Source organism: Flavobacterium bomense (genome assembly GCF_003970355.1).
Map to the genome: position 1 here is coordinate 101,615 of NZ_RYDJ01000004.1, position 18,093 is coordinate 119,707.

At 35.8% G+C, this 18,093-nt stretch carries 18 protein-coding genes; 5 read left to right on the plus strand and 13 right to left on the minus strand.

The genetic code is table 11. The features are described from left to right. Positions 1 to 18: 18 nt before the first annotated feature. From EKL98_RS05540 to EKL98_RS05560, 5 genes are read right to left on the minus strand one after another with little or no spacing between them, the layout of a single operon-like run. Entirely contained in the window at positions 19 to 1,503 is a 1,485-nt protein-coding gene (locus EKL98_RS05540) for a cryptochrome/deoxyribodipyrimidine photo-lyase family protein (protein WP_126561747.1), read from the minus strand. A gap of 6 nt (positions 1,504 to 1,509) precedes the next feature. Further along, positions 1,510 to 2,814 (minus strand): DASH family cryptochrome, encoded by a 1,305-nt coding sequence (locus EKL98_RS05545; RefSeq protein ID WP_126561748.1) that lies wholly within the window; start codon positions 2,812 to 2,814, stop codon positions 1,510 to 1,512. Then, positions 2,790 to 2,897 carry a DUF2256 domain-containing protein gene (locus EKL98_RS05550; RefSeq protein ID WP_370273044.1) on the minus strand — a complete coding sequence of 36 codons (108 nt, stop codon included), beginning with the start codon at positions 2,895 to 2,897 and terminating at the stop codon, positions 2,790 to 2,792. Before EKL98_RS05550 ends, EKL98_RS05545 begins: the two co-directional genes overlap by 25 nt. Positions 2,898 to 2,923: 26 nt before the next feature. Continuing rightward, complete coding sequence (locus EKL98_RS05555) at positions 2,924 to 4,231, minus strand: ABC1 kinase family protein (protein WP_126561750.1); 1,308 nt, start codon at positions 4,229 to 4,231, stop codon at positions 2,924 to 2,926. Further along, on the minus strand, positions 4,231 to 4,890 hold the full coding sequence (locus tag EKL98_RS05560; RefSeq protein ID WP_126455559.1) for a TetR family transcriptional regulator C-terminal domain-containing protein: 660 nt from the start codon (positions 4,888 to 4,890) through the stop codon (positions 4,231 to 4,233). Before EKL98_RS05560 ends, EKL98_RS05555 begins: the two co-directional genes overlap by 1 nt. A gap of 118 nt (positions 4,891 to 5,008) precedes the next feature. On the opposite strand from EKL98_RS05560, the gene EKL98_RS05565 reads away from it, so the two are divergent. Next, entirely contained in the window at positions 5,009 to 5,923 is a 915-nt protein-coding gene (locus EKL98_RS05565) for a TIGR01777 family oxidoreductase (RefSeq protein ID WP_126455561.1), read from the plus strand. 2 nt (positions 5,924 to 5,925) lie between these two features. On the opposite strand, the gene EKL98_RS05570 is transcribed toward EKL98_RS05565, so the two are convergent. From EKL98_RS05570 to EKL98_RS05590, 5 genes are all read right to left on the minus strand, one after another. Next, complete coding sequence (locus EKL98_RS05570) at positions 5,926 to 6,465, minus strand: YceI family protein (RefSeq protein WP_126561751.1); 540 nt, start codon at positions 6,463 to 6,465, stop codon at positions 5,926 to 5,928. A 174-nt stretch (positions 6,466 to 6,639) separates the two neighbouring features. After that, positions 6,640 to 7,185: an acyl-CoA thioesterase gene (locus tag EKL98_RS05575; protein WP_126455565.1), complete on the minus strand. Its 546-nt coding sequence runs from the start codon at positions 7,183 to 7,185 to the stop codon at positions 6,640 to 6,642. Beyond that, entirely contained in the window at positions 7,186 to 7,551 is a 366-nt protein-coding gene (locus EKL98_RS05580; RefSeq protein WP_126561752.1) for a 6-phosphogluconate dehydrogenase, read from the minus strand. A 17-nt stretch (positions 7,552 to 7,568) separates the two neighbouring features. Further along, positions 7,569 to 8,927 carry a DNA recombination protein RmuC gene (gene rmuC / locus EKL98_RS05585; protein ID WP_126556090.1) on the minus strand — a complete coding sequence of 453 codons (1,359 nt, stop codon included), beginning with the start codon at positions 8,925 to 8,927 and terminating at the stop codon, positions 7,569 to 7,571. Between the two features lie 200 nt (positions 8,928 to 9,127). Beyond that, entirely contained in the window at positions 9,128 to 12,541 is a 3,414-nt protein-coding gene (locus EKL98_RS05590; protein WP_126561753.1) for a T9SS-dependent choice-of-anchor J family protein, read from the minus strand. A gap of 465 nt (positions 12,542 to 13,006) precedes the next feature. Here EKL98_RS05590 and EKL98_RS05595 point away from each other — a divergent pair, with 465 nt between their 5' ends. Together EKL98_RS05595 and EKL98_RS05600 are read left to right on the plus strand one after the other, a co-directional pair. Then, positions 13,007 to 13,591: a pseudouridine synthase gene (locus EKL98_RS05595; protein WP_126561754.1), complete on the plus strand. Its 585-nt coding sequence runs from the start codon at positions 13,007 to 13,009 to the stop codon at positions 13,589 to 13,591. Positions 13,592 to 13,614: 23 nt separating this feature from the next. Further along, positions 13,615 to 14,070, plus strand: coding sequence for a tRNA (cytidine(34)-2'-O)-methyltransferase (locus tag EKL98_RS05600; protein ID WP_126455575.1), 456 nt, complete (start codon positions 13,615 to 13,617; stop codon positions 14,068 to 14,070). Here EKL98_RS05600 and EKL98_RS05605 read toward each other — a convergent pair. From EKL98_RS05605 to EKL98_RS05615, 3 genes are all read right to left on the minus strand, one after another. Continuing rightward, positions 14,067 to 14,852, minus strand: coding sequence for an ABC transporter ATP-binding protein (locus EKL98_RS05605; RefSeq protein WP_126455577.1), 786 nt, complete (start codon positions 14,850 to 14,852; stop codon positions 14,067 to 14,069). The genes EKL98_RS05600 and EKL98_RS05605 overlap by 4 nt on opposite strands. Positions 14,853 to 14,932: 80 nt before the next feature. Further along, complete coding sequence (locus EKL98_RS05610) at positions 14,933 to 15,964, minus strand: iron ABC transporter permease (RefSeq protein WP_126460775.1); 1,032 nt, start codon at positions 15,962 to 15,964, stop codon at positions 14,933 to 14,935. A gap of 1 nt (position 15,965) precedes the next feature. Then, positions 15,966 to 17,108: an ABC transporter substrate-binding protein gene (locus EKL98_RS05615; RefSeq protein ID WP_126556247.1), complete on the minus strand. Its 1,143-nt coding sequence runs from the start codon at positions 17,106 to 17,108 to the stop codon at positions 15,966 to 15,968. A gap of 277 nt (positions 17,109 to 17,385) precedes the next feature. On the opposite strand from EKL98_RS05615, the gene EKL98_RS18000 reads away from it, so the two are divergent. Both EKL98_RS18000 and EKL98_RS05625 read left to right on the plus strand, forming a co-directional pair. After that, positions 17,386 to 17,580, plus strand: a complete 195-nt coding sequence (locus EKL98_RS18000) for a DUF5522 domain-containing protein (RefSeq protein ID WP_231507453.1) — start codon at positions 17,386 to 17,388, stop codon at positions 17,578 to 17,580. Between the two features lies 1 nt (position 17,581). Further along, a complete protein-coding gene (locus tag EKL98_RS05625; RefSeq protein ID WP_126455584.1) occupies positions 17,582 to 18,091 on the plus strand; it encodes a bifunctional adenosylcobinamide kinase/adenosylcobinamide-phosphate guanylyltransferase in 510 nt (169 codons plus the stop codon). The last annotated feature ends 2 nt before the right edge of the window (positions 18,092 to 18,093 follow it).

Consider the following 18,093-nt stretch of genomic DNA (forward strand, 5'->3'; position numbering starts at 1 on the left):
GTGCTTATCGCTGAAAAATTATTCGATATCGCCAATATCAGTCATGGTATGCAGTTTTAATATCCGGGAACTTTCCTCTTTTACTAATGGATTTTTCTTCATTTTCCATAATAAATCGCTAGCATATTTTCTTGTTCGTTCCATGTTTACAATTTGTTTTGGATAGTGAATGCCCACTTCAAACTCATTAAATTTTTGATCTAAATAGGTCATTTTATTTGGTTCGTGCACAAATGCCCTTGTTAAGTTTCGCAATTCTGGAACCCATTTTTTTATAAACTCACCATCAGGATCGTGCTCATAGCTGTTTTTTATGGGATTATAAATACGCAACATATTGATTCCGGTCTCGCCAGCCTGCATTTGCAATTGAGGAAAATGAATTCCGGGTTCAAAATCAAGGAACATTTGCGATAAATGTTGTGTAGCGTTCTGCCAAGGTTGCCATAAATTATGAGTAAAAAAGGAAACTAACATTGCACGCATTCTAAAGTTCAAATACCCTGTTTCGTTCAAACAACGCATGGAAGCATCGACTAATGGAAATCCGGTGTATCCCGTTTTCCAAGCTTTAATATAATTTTCATTCACTTTCTTTTGCAACGAATGGAATCCTTTATTCACACTTTCAAACTCCATGACTTCTTCCATTTCAAATTTTTGAATGAAATGTGCCTGCCAAGTCAGTCTGGATACAAACGAATCAATTTGTTTTTTGTCGCTGCAGTTGAGTCTGAATGTCGCTGCTTTTTGTAAAACCTGTCTGGAAGATAGATTTCCCCAAGCAATGTAAGGGGATAATCTGCTGCAACTTTTTCGAGCTAGTAATGGTTTTGAAATATGAGAACTGTAATTGTGATACCGTTCCTCAAAAAATGTTTGTAAATACTTTCCAGCCATACTGCTACCTCCTTTTTGGAAAATAGTATCGGGAATGGTTTCCAGATTGGTTTTTTCTAGTGCTTTTTCAAGCTCATTAATTGCTGCCATATTAAGGAAATTCTCTGCTTTCGAATCGAAAATAAATAAAGATTCATTCATATATTCTTCCCATTTAGAAACCCAGTTTGCTCTGTTTCTCAATGCCCTGAAAATGCCATTATTAATATTTTCAACCCAATTGATCTGATTATTTTTACAAAATCGTTTGAAGGTTTTATCTCTTTCGTAAGTAATTTTTAACCCTGTTTCCTGATGCGAAAAAACAGTATCAATTTTGTATGTTTCCTCAAGGATATTAAATACCTGAAGCACTTCTGAGGAGACTGCTAAAACCTGCGTGTTCGATTGCTCCAGCTGCTTATTGATATCAACAAGGGACTGCTTGATGAAATTCCAGTGTCTAGAACTGTAATGCGAATCATTTTCTAAAGATTTCTCGAACACATAAAGCAACAAAGTAGGCGTATCTGTTTTTGTGGCATTAAAAATTGCTTCGTTATCCTGCAAACGAAGATCTCTTTTGAACCAAACTACATTGATATTTTTTTTATTTGTATTCATTTATTTTTATAATAATTGTTGTTGCAGCCATAATTTTTGAAATTTTGATTGTCCGTCGTAATTCGTGGCTTGTAATTTAATATTAAATTTTCGATCTCTGGGATCGTTGCCTACTCCTGAAACATACATCCAGTTTCCATAATTGCTGTGAACATCGTAATCAATAAGCATTGCTTCAAAGTATGCCGCTCCTATACGCCAGTCCAATAGCAGATCTTTAGCAAAATACGACGCTACATTTTGTCTGCCGCGATTGCTCATCCAACCTGTTTGTTGTAATTCAAGCATATTTGCATTTATAAAAGGTTCTTCAGTTGCACCATTAATCCATTTATTGATGGCATACTTGTTTCTTTTCCAATCGTATTTTTTGTTTAAAATTCTGCCAATCTTAAAAATTGAATTTCCATTTTTTAACGAAATATATTTAAAATAATCTCTCCAAATTAGTTCAAAAACCAACCAATATGTTGAGTCATTCTTCTCGATTTGTTGTTCATATTTCAAAATTTCCCAATAAATAGTTTTTGCAGAAATTGATCCATTAGACAACCAAGGTGAAAATTTCGAACTAAAATCAGTTCCAATTAATCCGTTTCGAGTTACTTTATAAACGCTCAGTTTTTTGGTTTTCCAAAAATAATTTTGCAAACGTTTCATTGCTTCATCTTCACCACCACCAAAAGGAAATGCCGTTCTGGAATCTATTTCAAAATCAGTAAAACCTAAATTTTTTATCGTAGGAATAACAGTTTTGTCTATGGTGTAATTATCAATTGACAACGGTTGAACTGAAAACTCAGGTCTGACTTTTGTCGTTTTTTCACATTTATTTCTGAATTGTGTAAAAACATTTGGAACCGCTTCAATTGCAAACGGTATTTCTTCCGGATGAAATAAGAACTGATTATAACTACTTTTAAACGCTACTGAATTTGGAACCTGAGTTTTTATGTTATCGGAAACTATCATTTCCTCAGAAGTCCATTCTTCTTGAAAATAGATCGAACTAATTTCGTTTTGAATGACAATCGCTGGAATACAGTCTTCTGGCTTTTGGTGATAAACCAATAAAGAAACATTCAAATTTTTTAGATTCTGTTTTAAAGCCGCTACCGATTCCAATAGAAATTTAGCACGGAATTTTTCTGTTTTTTTGAAACCATATTCTTTTTCTTCAAAATGTCGTGGGTCAAAGCAATAAATTGCAATTACATTGTCATTTTCTTCCATCGCAGTAGATAGAGACTCATTATCATGAACTCTAAGATCATTCCTAAACCAAACTAACCCTTTTTGTTTCTTTTGCATTTTTCACTACAATATTTAACTTCGTTCCAAACTTTTTCCCATTTTTTCCGCCAGCTGAATGGCCGGTTGCAGACCATACACATTTTTGAAAGCAGATTTTCTTTTTTCACTACTTGTATTTTTCAAATTCATTGACAACTATTTTCGCTTTCAAATCAAACATCAAATTGTATAAGCCAAAAAAAGTTCTGTTCATGTAAATAAAATGTTTAGAACCTCTATTCCCGTTCATTTTTCGAAGATTAGTGTCTTTTGAAAAGCGTTCCCCCAATTGTGCGATACTTTCAAAAAAACTTTCATCCGAGAAATCGAATATTTTCTCTTGAAAAGGTTTGGTAAACAACGATAATAAATCATGAAACAATTCTGTGAAATAGGCTATCTCTGCATCAGAATCATCAGCACGTAAAATTTCTAATTCAAATAATTTTGAATTGAATATTTTAGTATCGTTAATTACATCTTTACTTACCAGCTCAAAATAGGGGGTGTAAAATTCTGTTGGAATTTGTTTCATACAACCAAAATCTAATGCTACTAATTGGTTTGCATCGTTGACTAAGAAATTTCCAGGATGTGGATCAGCGTGTACTTTTCTTAAAATATGAATTTGGTACATATAAAAGTTCCATAAAGCCTGACCAACTTTGTCTGCTACTTCCTGATTGGTATTTGTTTTTGTAAATTCAGAGAGATGTTTGCCATTCATCCAGTCCATTGTGATGACTTTGTCAGTTGAAAAGGCAGGGTAATATTCCGGAAAAACCAGATTTTTTATTTTTTTGCAGGCGTCAACTACTTCTTGACTTTGTTTTAATTCCAATATATAATTAGTTTCCTCAATCAATTTGTCTTCAACTTCCTTGAAATATTTATCAGAGTCTTTTCCTTGAAGGTTAAACATTCTGATGGCAATAGGTTTCACCATCGATAAGTCAGAGGAGATGCTGTTAGCCACTCCGGGATATTGAATTTTTACAGCTAGTTTTTTACCGTCTTTCATGGCAACATGCACTTGCCCAATACTTGCTGCATTTACAGAGTTGGCGTTGAATTCATCAAATATTTCATAGGGTGTCTTCCCAAAATTTGTTTTGAAGGTTTTCAGTACTAACGGAGCTGAAAGTGGTGGGACAGAAAATTGGGATAGTGAAAATTTTTCTACATAAGCCTGAGGCAAAAAACTTTTATCCATACTCAACATTTGTGCTACTTTGAGCGCACTTCCTTTTAGGCTTTTTAGTCCGTCGTAAATATCCTCGGCATTGTCCTCGTTTAATTTATCACGGGTCAAATCAGAATTGACTATTTTTTCACCGTAATATTTTAGGTAATTTACGCCAACTTTAGCACCGGTTTGTACCAGCTTAGTTGCTCTTTCAATTTTTGATGTGGGAATATAATCTATAGTTTTCATTATTTGTTGTATATTTTTTCTTTGAAAATGAATTTTCCAAAGTCGATTAAGCTGTCTATCGGTGCGATATTCATTAATTCAAAAGTTACTTTAACAGATTTTTCAATGTAAATGTCTGTTTTCTCAAAAGCAGCTGAGGCATCATCCAACCAAAACTTTAGCGTTAACAAAAGTTGAATCCAGGATGCTTCCTGAAAGGATTTCTCTTGAAAGTTTTGCAGTTTTTCCTGTTGTGTTCTAAATTCATCTGAGATTATTTCAGATAAATAATTTCTGAAACTGTTTCTGAGCCCAGAGAGTTGCATTAGTTTTTTCAACTGATTGTTGTGCTCCTTTAATACAAGAACAACGTAACTCCTGTTAGCAGTCAGGATCTCAAAAAATGTAAAGTAAAAACTTAACATTTTACTTTTCATGTCATACATTTCGTATTCCTTATTTTTGTTCAGTAAGTCAGTAGTTTTTTCTACAAACATTTTAAAAATTTCTTTCTCAATACTTTCAATTGTACCGAAAAAAGCATAAAATTCAGTTTCTGTAAAATCATTTATTTTTGTAAAATGATATACTGATTTTGGTTTCTCGCTGTGTTCAAGAACATAATTCATGTAGAACGAAACTATTTTGTCTTTTGTTACGGTTGTTTTTTTAGTAGCCATTTTTACGGTGTTTCAAATTAGAGTATAAAGGTAATAAATGTTTAAACATATATCAATAAAGTTAAACAAAATTTAATATAATTTTAGTATCAATATAAATCAGTAGCTTTACAGTATTATGAAAAAGAATGTTTTAATAAGCGGAGGTTCGGGATTTATCGGAAAAAATTTAACTGCTTTGTTGGTCGCAAAAGGGTATACAGTTTCCATTTTGAGTAGAAGTGAAAAGCGTAATACAGAAGCTGTGTTTTATTATAAGTGGGATGTAGTAAATCACACTATTGATGAAGCGGCAGTTTTGAACGCCGATTATATTGTACATTTAGCTGGCGAGAATATTGGGGAGAGGCGCTGGACGGCCAAACAAAAAGCGGCCATTATTGATAGCAGGGAGCAATCTGTTCAGTTGCTTTATACGGTTCTAAAAAAGCATGATAAAAAAGTAGAAGCGTTTATTTCCGCTTCGGCAGTAGGCATTTATGGTGCTGTCAATGGCGAAGAAATTTGTTCAGAAACCATGGCTCCTGCCAATGATTTTCTAGGATATACCTGCCAGAAATGGGAAGATTCCATAGATTTTATAGAAAATTTAAATATACGTACCGTAAAAATTCGTACCGGATTAGTGTTAGGAAAAAATGATGGTTTTTTAATGAAACTCACTCCTTTATTCAAGTATCGGTTAGGTTCTGCATTGGGATCTGGAGAGCAGTACATGCCTTGGATTCATATCGATGATTTGTGTGCGATCTACTTTCAGGCAATTGTCAATCCCAATATGGCTGGGCCGTATAATGCAGCGATTACTGATAATACTACAAACACCGTTTTTTCTAAAACCTTGGCATGTGTTTTTGGATATTCAATATGGTTGCCAAATGTACCTGCTTTTGTATTGAAATTAGCGATGGGGAAAATGGCGGTAATTGTACTAACGGGACGAAGGGTTTCTTCGGATAAAATAACTCAAACTGGGTTTAAATTTAAATTTAAAAATTTAGAAGGAGCTTTGAGAAATTGTTTAACAAAATAGATTTAATATAAGACACAAATGATTTTTGTGTTCACATTTTTGGATATTTTGCTGCGAACAATGAACGGAATTTTAATCTTGAAATCATCCGTATTTAGGGGAAATGTGGCATATAGCTCAATTCCCTGATCTACTTTTTTTAAGGTTCCGTTAAAAAGGAGCCTTTTAGTTCTTCCACGAATGGTTATTTTTCCATTTATTGGGTATTCTCCTATAGTAGTATTTATGTTCTTTAAATCGAATTTCGCAATTTTCCCTTTAAAAATGGCTGTTGGAAAACGGTTGCTCTCCATATAATTATTGTTAAAATGTTCTTGCATCATTTTTTTTTTGAACTTAAAATCTTTGATACTAATCCAACAAATGATCTGACCTGTCTTAGTGATTAAAATACAGGTTGTTTTTTCGTTGATTGCGTTCACTTCTTCAAATAATGGGATTGAAGCCTCAAAATTAATGATTCCGGAATAGGATACCATTTTTTCTTGAGCAGTGGTTGCTATTACAGTAAAGAGCAGCATTATTTGTATAATTTTTTTCATAATGATTTATGAATTAAATTACTTAAAGTTACAAAATAAGCAGCAAATATAAAATTATTGTTTGCTTGAAATAACAACTGGATAAGTTAATTTATCTGTTCTTTTTTAATAAGAAATTAGAGGTTTATTGTCCAAAAGAACAGCTGGCCTTTTTGATAATAAGTGTTTGCAACATTATAATTCTACTCGAACATTATATTTTTTTATATTTTCTAGTGCTTTTTCTGAACGGTAATCAAACGCTTCTTTATGGAGATTTTTTTCTTCTTTTAACGCTATTAGTTTGATGCAATTATAAAAACGGCGTACTTCATTGAGATTCGTGAGGATCAATCTGGGAACAAGGGTACTGTTGCCTTCCTTATCTTTGGCAACCATTGTGAAATAGGAGGAATTACAATGTTTAATTTTTCCGGTTTGAATGTTTTCGGCTTCTACCCGAATGCCAATAATCATAGAGCTTTTCCCTACATAATTCACGTTGGCTTTCATGGTTACCAATTCACCCACTTCAATAGGTTTAAGAAAGTTAACCGTATCTACCGATGCCGTTACGCAGTAATTTCCTGAAAATTTTGAAGCACAGGCAAAAGCAATTTGATCCATTAGGGATAAGATATACCCACCATGAATCTTGCCACTGAAATTAGTGTTTGAGGGTAACATCAATTCTGAAATACTAATGTCAGATGATGCTACTGTTTTAAAAATGCTGTTCATTTATTTGATTTTAAAGGGAGAATTAACTTTCTTGACATTAGTAATAAAATAGTGTGAATCGCCCCACCATGGATATGTTCTATAACGTTCCATATAAGTTACTTGGACGTATTGTCCTTCAAATTTCTTTAAATCCGTAATTACTTTTTCCGCACTGTCCATTACCGAAAAAGAAAAAATTTGCGCACCGGAAATGCCTTGACTAATTTCGCCCTCCCAAGTTTTGAATACAACTCCCTTGCGACTCACTTTTATTAATTCGCCGGAGCGAACTCCTTCACTGTACGTAGCATAGTATATAAAAGTGAAATAACCCGCAACAGTTACTACAAGCAGTACAGAAAGGATTAGTATGAATTTTTTCATTAGGATTTAGTTTAAAGTTAATTTTCGTTTTTTTCGGCTCGGTTTATAATGCTTTCGGGAAGTGATTTTTTCGCTTTAGCTCCCATTTTTTTTAATTTTTCGACACTCACAATTAGATTTCCTTTTCCTTCTACAAGTTTATTCATCGCACCGCTGTATTCTATTTTGCTCTCGTCTATTTTTTTTCCAATTTTGATTAGGTCTGCCACAAAACCTTCAAATTTATCATACAATGCGCCAGCTTGACGTGCAATTTCGAGTGCGTTTTCCTGTTGTTTTTGATTGGTCCACATGCTGTCAATTGTTCGCAGGGTAGCCAGAAGAGTTGCTGGAGTAACAATGACAATGTTTTTCTCGAACGCTTTGTTGTATAAAGACGTATCCTCATTGAGTGCCATGGCAAAAGCAGGTTCAATAGGAATAAATAACAACACAAAATCAGGACTTTCTATTTGGTACAAATCATGGTAGTTCTTATTGCCAAGTTGCTCTACGTGGCGTTTGATGGAACTGACATGCTCTTTTAGATAGGCAATTTTCAGTAGATCATCTTCTTCATTGATATATTTTTCATACGCCGTCAAAGAAACTTTAGAGTCAACTATCATTTTTTTACCCTCCGGCAGATTGATCACAACATCAGGAAAAACACGATTTCCATCTTCGGTTGTAAAGGCTTGTTGCACCTCATATTCACGGCCTTTCTCCAAACCTGATTTTTCAAGAACGCGTTCTAATACTAATTCGCCCCAATTTCCCTGCATCTTACTGTCTCCTTTCAAAGCCTTAGTTAGATTAATAGTTTCCCTGCTCATCTGGATATTCATTTCGCGTAAGCCCAGAATTTGTTGGCGTAATGCCGCATGATAATCAATACTTTCTTTGTGGGTGTCTTCAACTTTTTTTTCAAACAATTGAATTTTATCCTGTAATGGTGTCAGGATATTTTTCATGTTTTCCTTGTTCTGTTCCGTGAATTTATTGGACTTTTCTTCTAATATTTTATTGGCAAGATTCTCAAATTCCTTGGTGAATTTTTCTTGTAGTTTTTCCACTTCTTCTTTTTGTTCTTTGTTGCGTTCCCAAAGATTCTCAAAATCAACTTCTTTTTTTGAAAGCTGAATGGCTAAACTGTCTTTTTCGTTCCTGATGCTTTCTTTTTGGGAATGGGTGTTTTCCAGTTGCTTTTCAAAAGTTATTTTGTCTACAATTAGTTGTTCTTTCAGTTGATTGAATTGGGTGGAAAATGCAATCAGTTTTTCTTCTAAACTAATTTTTTCCGATTGAAATCGAGCAGAGAAAATGAGCTTGCCAATGAAAACACCAATCGCGAGCGCAACAATAAAAATCAATAAAAACGGAAACATATCTGACATAGAATTTCTTTTTGAAACGTTGTAAAAATAAACAAAAGTTTCCTGATTTTCTTTCGGAAATCAAAATACTAATGCAAGTTTTTTTATAGAAAGTTATTAATTTTGATGACTCAAACAGGCGGAGTTTTAAAAACATATTAGATAAAAAAGCCAGATTTCAAAAATGAAATCTGGCTTTTTTGAATACTGAAATTAGTCGTTTACTTTTTTACTAATTTATCTTTGAAAACTACTTTAGTACCATTGGAAAGGGTATAAATATAAATTCCTACCGGTAAATGAGCCACATCAATTCTTGTTGTGTTATCGCTGTTAAAACCTTTTAATTCAATTGGAACTCCCACCGATCTTCCTTGAATATCATAAATAGTTAGCTTCAGGTCTTTTGTGTTTCCGGAATTAATTACGATAGTAAAGGATTCTGAAGCAGGATTTGGATACGTAACTACTGTTGATTTAGTAGTCGAAATCAAATCATTAGTTGATAAGGTGGTATTCGTTTTAAGTTGGAAACGCGCAATGACCGGCCCATGATCAGAGGTGGTGTTGACATAATTAGCCACATCCAGTCTCGGGTCGTAAACTGTTGTTGAATTTGGTACATACTCTGCCATTAATTCATTTGAAATGATAATATGGTCTAAGAAACCTCCAGAAGACAGGTAGCTGAAAGCTCCCGCTTTGCTGATTTCTAAAGTCAAAGGGTTGTAACGGGCCGTATCCTCAACCATTTTTTGGTACGAGGATGGGTTACCTGCAATTACAGATTCGTCGACATCATCGTTATAATCTCCTAAGAGGATTAAATTGGCCTCTGGATAATTGACATCTAAACTGTCTTTCAACAATTCAGCGTCATATTTCCTCATATTGTATCTTGCGATATCGCTGCCACTATTTGCTCTGGCGTGAATGTTAATGATTTTTATGTCTTTTTTTACACCGCCAATATTAGTTTCAATTTCAACTATTTGCGGTAAGCGACCAGAGGAATAAAAACTAGCACTATTTCCGCCCGGGTAATTGGGTAAAGTTGCATTTCCTGCACGAATATCATCAAAAAGTTTGCTGAACAGTACTCGACTTTTTTTTACTGAGCTTGTTTGAGTATTGTAAAGAACCACTAATTTTTGAGCAGGGAAGTCAGGTGTAGGCGCATTGAAAGAATAGGACCAAGCAGGAGAAATCACTTTGGCAAAAGTTTTTCCGTTGACACTTATTTTTTGGATTAATGTCTCTAAAGCCGCATCATCAGAAATCTCTTGTAGGGCATAAACATCAGCATTCAACGTATTCATGACTTTTGCCACATTTTCAATTTGTAGCGCATCATCAGTTGGACCAAATTCAGTTCCTGTTGCACCGATTACATTGCTTCCAAAAAACTCTACGTTGTACGTTACGATGTCAAATGTTTCTGTTTTAGGTAATGAGGATCCTGATAAAGATCCAATTTCTTGATTTAATCCGGTTCCAACAGCGGTCAAACGACCTGAAATACTCAATGCTTTTGAGGAAGGGAAAAAACGTGCATAAATTATTTTCCCAGCAACTCCGTCAGCAGCTGAAACCGCTACACTGGATTGAAAATTACTGTTGTCAACAGACAACTGGTAATCAGCAGGAGCTGTAACAGTGATATCGCTATAACCACCAGCCATGAAAACAAACGACTGGCTTGTTGATGCGGTATTTGGTGCTACTTCTCCAAAATTAAAATTAGGATTTGAAGCTAAAAATGACGCTTCATTAGATATTTTCACATCATCAACAGTCCATTCGGCGCTATCCGTACCGCCGGAAGTTGAAGTCTCATATACCCAGGCCACATAAGTATGATTGGTTTTATAGGCCTCGAGATTGATATATTGCGATTGTTTGAAAGTTCCTGTAATACTTGGAAAATCGCCTTCAAGAACCGTCCAAGTGGCTGTTTCCGGGGTGCTTTTGCCATCATAATCTACTGAGACCATTAATTTAAGCGGTGTTCCAGCGAAAAATTTACGCGAATAAAAAGACAATAATGGGAATTTATCAAAAGTGTCCAAACGTAAATTAGGAGAAATTAACCAATCTTTACTGGCCCCTGTTTCTGAATATCCATTCATTTGTACAGCAGCAGGAGAACTGTTGAAACGGGTAGTTGTGCTCACCCATTTACTCTTGCCTCCTGCCACACTATATTCTGTCCAACCACTGTTTGTAAGTACATTTACATCATTAAAATTTTGAAAATAAGGATTTATTCCTGTTCCTGATAAAGACACCGTCTTTGTAGAAGCGCCAGTAGATTCATGAGTGATTTTACCTGAAAAAAGACCAGTTGTAGTAGGTGTAAATCGTACATAAACTGTAGGTGTTGTATTGTTATTGAAATCTTGGGAAGCAAAAACCAATGCCGTTTGAAAACCAGTACTTTGATTTTTAGAAATGGTAAAGTTTCCGGATGTTGTCAGGGTTACTGCTCCAGTAAGATTAAGCGCTTCAATCTGGTAGTTTATTGCCGTTGAACTGAAATTTTGCTCCACAAAATTAAAATCTAATGCAGCTTTAGTAGTCGACAAAGAGGGAACAAGAACGCTGGAAGTTGTTATGTTTAATAGATTGCTTTCAGTTTGAGTATTACCAGTTGCATCTTCAGATATAGAATATAAAACATAATCAGTGCCTAACGATAATCCCGTTATGGTTTTTACAGACTCAATCGCGGCGTCCTTAATTTCCAGGATACCGGATTGTAAAGCGGGTGCATTGGTCGCATTTGTTCCTGCTTTTATTTGTGCACCGCTTGGGGTTGCACTTCCTGAAGGCAATAGCACAAAATAGGTTTTTCCGGGCTCGTCTAGTTTAGTCGAAAAATCAAATCCATCAGAAAGAATGCTGCTTATTTTTGGATATCCCACGGCATTTACAGGAGCTGTAACATCATTTATCACACTAATGTCATCAATGGCAAATGAGGGACGGGAACCACCGCCTGAAACTTGTCTTGAAATCCATCGGATCTGAACTACGTCTTTATTGTCGCATTCTATTGGCAGTACAACTTTTATTTTTTGAATGTTTTGCCCTATTGTTCCTGAAGTTTGTCCTGTTGTACCGCTCGAATACACCGTTGGGGATAAAGTAATAAAAGCATCAGCGGTGCCCACTCTGTATTGCAGGACGAACTCGTTGATCCGCGTATTAGAAGTTCCGTTATAGGGATTACGAATCACCATGGCATCATATTCTACGGTAATTCTAGATTTACCAAGTGTTTTGAAAGCAAATCCTAAAGTTAAATCCAATGAACCGGTATTTAGAAAACCAATTTTTCCATTGTAATTATGGAAATTCCCGCTCGTTGTTGCAGCGGTACTACTGGCCACTAATGGTTTGTCTGTAACAACTGCAGCTGCGGTATTAAATGTACTTCCCGGTGCTGTACTGGCTGTCCAGCCCTGAAATCCGGCGGGATATGTAGCAGAGGCTGCATCTAAAGTTGAAAAATCCTGTAAAAAAAGTAAATCTTGGGGAGCTGGCGCAGTTCCTTGGGCAAAAATAGAGGCCGTAAAGCAATAAAAAAAACTTAAAAAAGCCAGGATATGGCACAAATGGCACTTGTTTTTCATAGGTTTACGATTGAATTAGGAGTCAAAAATAACATTTCTTACGTTAACAGAATATTATAAATTCGTACTTCAGATTGTTTTTAAAGGAATTTATTATAAAAGAAAAGAGCTTTAGTAAAACCCAATTGTTCGCTTTTTTTCAATACGATGAATTCTTATTTTATCCAGTTTTATATTTCCTTCGATTTCAAAAGCTATACTTCAGAATTTATATTTTTGGGTGGATTTTAACTACTACTGCATACTTCATCTGTCAGTCGGCTTTTTCAAACCTAAAGCAGTTGTTTTTCTGCAATCTGTATTTTTAAAGTTAAGATAGCAACTTGCTGTAACAGTTCATCATTTATCCAAAGTAATTCTATTCGTTAATAAAATATTTAGTTTACACCAATAAATGTTTTCGGTTTTACTTTTTTAAACCCATTAAAAACTAAGCTATCTTTGTGCCAAAACAGAAAGTATAACATGTCTCATTCGCACTTTATCATACACAAACCATACGGCTATCTGAGCCAGTTTATTTATGAGCTCAAAAGAAAAAAGAAACTGCTGGGTGAATTGTACGATTTTCCCAAAGGAACGATGGCAATAGGACGTCTTGACGAAGATTCAGAAGGGTTATTGTTGCTGACCACGGACGGAATGATGAGCGAAATCATTAGAAGCAAAAAAGTCGACAAGGAATATTATGTACAAGTTGATGGTATTATTAATCAGGATGCCATTCAGCAATTGCAAAAAGGAGTCGAAATTGGTTTTAATGGCACTAAATACATCACTAAACCGTGTACTGCTTTTTTGATAAATGAAGTTCCCGCTTTTGGTGCCAGAGGGAAAAAAATACGGGACGAACGCCATGGTCCAACTTCCTGGGCTTCAATTACTGTCAATGAAGGAAAGTTTCGCCAAGTACGAAAAATGACCGCAGCGGTTGGGTTTCCTACCTTGCGATTGGTTCGAGTGCGGATAGGAAATGTTTTTTTACATGATTTACAGGCGGGAGAAGTTGTGGAAGTGTCTGATTTTGCAGTCCTTTCAAATGAAAAATAACAATAAAAAATACAATAGTTACAATGTTAAATATCGTTTTAGTAGAACCCGAAATACCAAATAATACCGGAAATATTGGCCGATTGTGCGTAGGAACCGAAAGCCGGTTGCATCTAATTCATCCTTTTGGTTTTGTGATCAATGATAAAAATCTAAAGCGTTCTGGACTCGATTATTGGGTGCATCTTGACGTTACCGAATATCAAAATATAGCCGAATGGAAAGTGCAGATTCCGGATTTGTCCCGCGTTTTTCTGATGAGTTCCCACTCTAAAAAATCGTATTTAGAAAATGATTTTCAAGAGGGTGACTGGTTGGTTTTTGGCAAAGAAAGCAAAGGGTTGAGTGAAGCTGTTTTAAACGAATTCCCCAATCATCTGACAATTCCTATGGCACCGCTGATCCGGAGTTTCAATATTGCTAATTCCGTGGCTTTTGTCATTGGCGAAGCAAAAAGACAAATAGGATTGCAGATTTAAGAAATAATAAACTTCCCTTTTTCAGCATCAAAAACAATATGCTCATCTTTGAACAGCGTATTGAAAGTTCCTTTCATAATCAAATTACAAGGTTGGTCCTGAACGACGGTTTCCGGAGTCATAATGATCATTTCATCACTTAATTGTATGGCCATATCAATATCATGTGTAGAAAAAAGAATGCATTTTTGAGTTTCCGCTGTAAGTTTTTTTAGGAGTTTAAACAACACCACTTTGTGTAATAAATCTAAATGGGTCGTGGGTTCATCCAGAATGATTAACGGTGTGTCTTGTGCTAAAGCCCTTGCGATCAGAACGATTTGTAACTGTCCGTCACTGATTTCGTAATGTTTTTTTGAAACCAAATGACCAATTTGTGTGAGTGCAATTGCTTGGTTAATTTTAGCAATATCAGTGTCGGTTAATTTTCCAATCCAATTGGTGTACGGTTGCCTTCCTAAAGCGATGAGTTCCCAAACGGTCAAATTACTGGGCGGTAATTTTTCAGTTAAAACGATGCTTAAATTTTGTGCCAAGGTTAACGTATCCAGCTCTTGAATATTTTTGTTATTCAGCAAAGCAGTTCCTGAAAGGGGTTTCTGAATTCCGGTTATGGTTCGTAAAAGTGTAGATTTTCCAATTCCGTTAGCGCCTATTAAGGTAATGAGTTTTCCTTTATCTAAGTTTAAGTTGAGGTTTTCGGCAATACAAATAGCCGCACTTTTAGTTTTGTAACCAATGCTCAAATTGTTTGTTGAAAGGATGTTCTTAGTGGTACTCATTTTTCTTTTTTTGGAAAATTTAAACGTCGATTATATCGATTTTAAAAACAAATATAAATATAGGCACGCAATTTTTAATATTATCCCATCATTTTTCGTTTTCGGACAATCAGCCAGATAACTATAGGCGCTCCTAGTAAGGAAGTGATGGCATTTATTGGCAATGTGATATTCGTACCTGGCATTTGGGAAATTGCATCGCAAATGAGCATTATTGCTGCTCCTAAAAGGAGGGTGCTCCAGTACAATATAGAATGGTTGCTGGTTTGAAACAGTAATTTTGCTATATGTGGTACGGCTAAACCAATGAAAGCTATAGGTCCAGCATACGCAGTAATGCTTCCCGCCAAAATACTCGTTGCAATAATGATAATCAATCGTGTTCTTTTGAAATTCAGTCCCATACTTTGGGCATAATTCTCTCCTAAAAGCAAGGCATTAAGTGGTTTTACGCTGAATAGGCTTAATAATAATCCTATAACTACGCACACTGTCAAAATCAAAATCGAGGACCAAGAAAGGTTCCCTAAAGATCCCATAGACCAGAAAGTGAATTTTTGCAATTGTTCTGCCGAGCTAAAATAGGTCAGTACGCCCACCACAGCACTTGTAAAACTACCAAACATCAAGCCTACAATCAGTATGGTCATCGTGTCCCGCAAGCGTCTGGAAATTACTAAAATGGCAAGTAGAACGATAGAACTGCCAAGGGTTGAGGCAAGGACTACTCCGTAAGACGACAGTAAAATACCACTTAGAAATGGAGGTAATAATCCCGCACCCAAAATTACAAAGGCAACTCCCAGACTCGCTCCTGAACTCAACCCTAAAACATAGGGACCAGCCAGCGGGTTTCTAAAAAGGGTTTGCATTAATAATCCGCTGATCGAAAGTCCCATTCCCACTAAAACTGCAGTGATAGCCTTAGGTAAGCGGTAGTTGATGATAATGTATTCCCAAGTTGATCTGCTGGACTGACCACCGGTTAAACTCGTGTACACCTCCCGAAAAGGAATTCGTATCGAACCCAAACTGATGTTCAGAAAAAACAAGAAAAGAAGCCCTAAAGCAAGAGCGGAAAATAAAAGGATATTTCGGTTTTTATTGGCCAACTTAGTTCAGTTTTTGTGCAAAAGTAAAAGTGTAATTTGGAAGCAATTCAGGGTGGAACATTTTGATGTAGTCTTTTAAAATCAAATCCGGTCTGCTCGGTCCTGTTTCATAATAAATGGTTCCTCCTGTTGCTCCTAATTTGCTTTCGAAAGTATAAATATTTTTGGTAGAAAAAGCGTTAAACTGACTGTAATGGGGATTGCTTTTTTCTAATTCTGACAGGTTTTTAAATGACCCGGAAGCAATCCAGTGAGTCGCATTTTTTGCTTTATACAATACCTGTTCAAAAGAAAGTGCCTGGCTTCCTGTTCCTTCCAGATTTGCCCAGAGATACGTTGCTTTTGCATCTTTCATGAATTGTGCCACCCAGCTGTTTCCCTTGGCAACAAACCATTGATCTTGATACATTGAGCCATACAATACAGTAGATTCAGGCTGTTTGTCTGCAACTAATTGTACCGCTTCCTTGTAGTCTTTTGTAATCTGGTCAAAAAGTATTTTAGCTTCTTTTTCTTTGCCAAAAAGAGCGCCATAAAGTTTGAGCCATTCTGCTTTTCCAAGAGGAGATTGTTCCATCCAGTCGCCTTGAATCATGATTTTCAATCCGCTTTTTTGTAAGTTTTCAATCATCGGGTTGTTATTGTCGATGCCAAAAGTGACAATCAGGTCAGGAGCGATATCGATGAGTTGTTCCATGTTTAGCTTTTCATTTTGCCCCACATTTTTGACGGAACCCTTGCCAATTAAACGACGGGTTTTCTCAGAAGATACGTAATCAGTATGCGGAAAACCAACTAATTTGTTTTCGGCACCAATCATTTCCAGGAAAGGAATATTGGTTGTTGAGGTAACCACAATCGTTTCTAACGGCACTTGAATTATGAGGTTTTTTTGTAAAGTATCGGGAATAACAGCTCCTTTTTCTTTTAAGATATAAGTGAAGTCTGTAGCAGCATTTGGCCATGGATTACTCACTTTTACCAGCGAGTACCCTTGATATTTGTAAATAGCCAGACCACTTGCATATTCAATTTCGTTGTTAGCGTTACTTATTTTTAGTGTTGCAGGGTTTTCGTTTTTTTTGCAACTGACGAATGATAAAAGTGCCACCGCAAAAAGGATTTTATAAAGATAAATTTTCATGATTCCATTTTCAATACTGGCAAAGGTAGGCCATTTATAAAATTTATTGTTTAATTTTTATAGTAAAAATTTCAACAAATACTATCTTTGACAAATGGATAGCCTAAAGATTAAAAACTGCTCCAGTTGTACAAAACCTTTTAACTGCGGGGACGATTTTCAAGGTAATAGCTGTTGGTGTGCTGATTTTCCTCCTGTTTTTTCTCCTTTAGATGGTGTGGATTGCCTTTGTCCCAGCTGTTTTGCTACGGCTTGTTCGATTAAAATTGAGGAGTATGTGGGCACAATAACCCCGGAAACGGCTAAAGGAAATAAAGCAGCAACTTTGCCTAAAACGGATCAGCTAATCGAAGGAATCGATTATTATATTGCACAAGGCAATTACGTTTTTAAGGCTTGGTTTCATTTAAAAAGAGGACATTGTTGTACTAATGGTTGCCGCCATTGTCCCTATGGATTTAAAAAAAAGTAGCATGATATATTTGATAACAGGTGGAGAACGCTCGGGAAAAAGCAGGTATGCACAGGATCTGGCAATGGAACTTTCGGCCAGACCCATGTATGTGGCAACCGCCAGAAAATGGGATGGTGATTTTCAAAAGCGAATTGATCGTCACCAACAAGAACGTGACGAGCGCTGGATAAATATCGAAAAAGAAAAACAGTGGAGCGAGATCGATTTTTCCGGTAAAGTAGCCGTGATTGATTGTGTGACCCTTTGGTTGACTAATTTTTTTGTAGACACTAAAAATGATGTCGCTTTATGTTTGGAACAAGCCAAAGCCGAATTTGAACAAGTGGCCAATCAGGAAAATACAACCGTTATTATTATCACTAATGAGATAGGCATGGGCGTACATGCTGAAACTCAAATTGGCAGAAAATTTACCGAATTACAAGGTTGGATGAATCAATATTTAGCTAAAAATGCGGATAAGGTGATTTTGATGATTTCTGGAATTCCGGTTACTATAAAACAATAAAA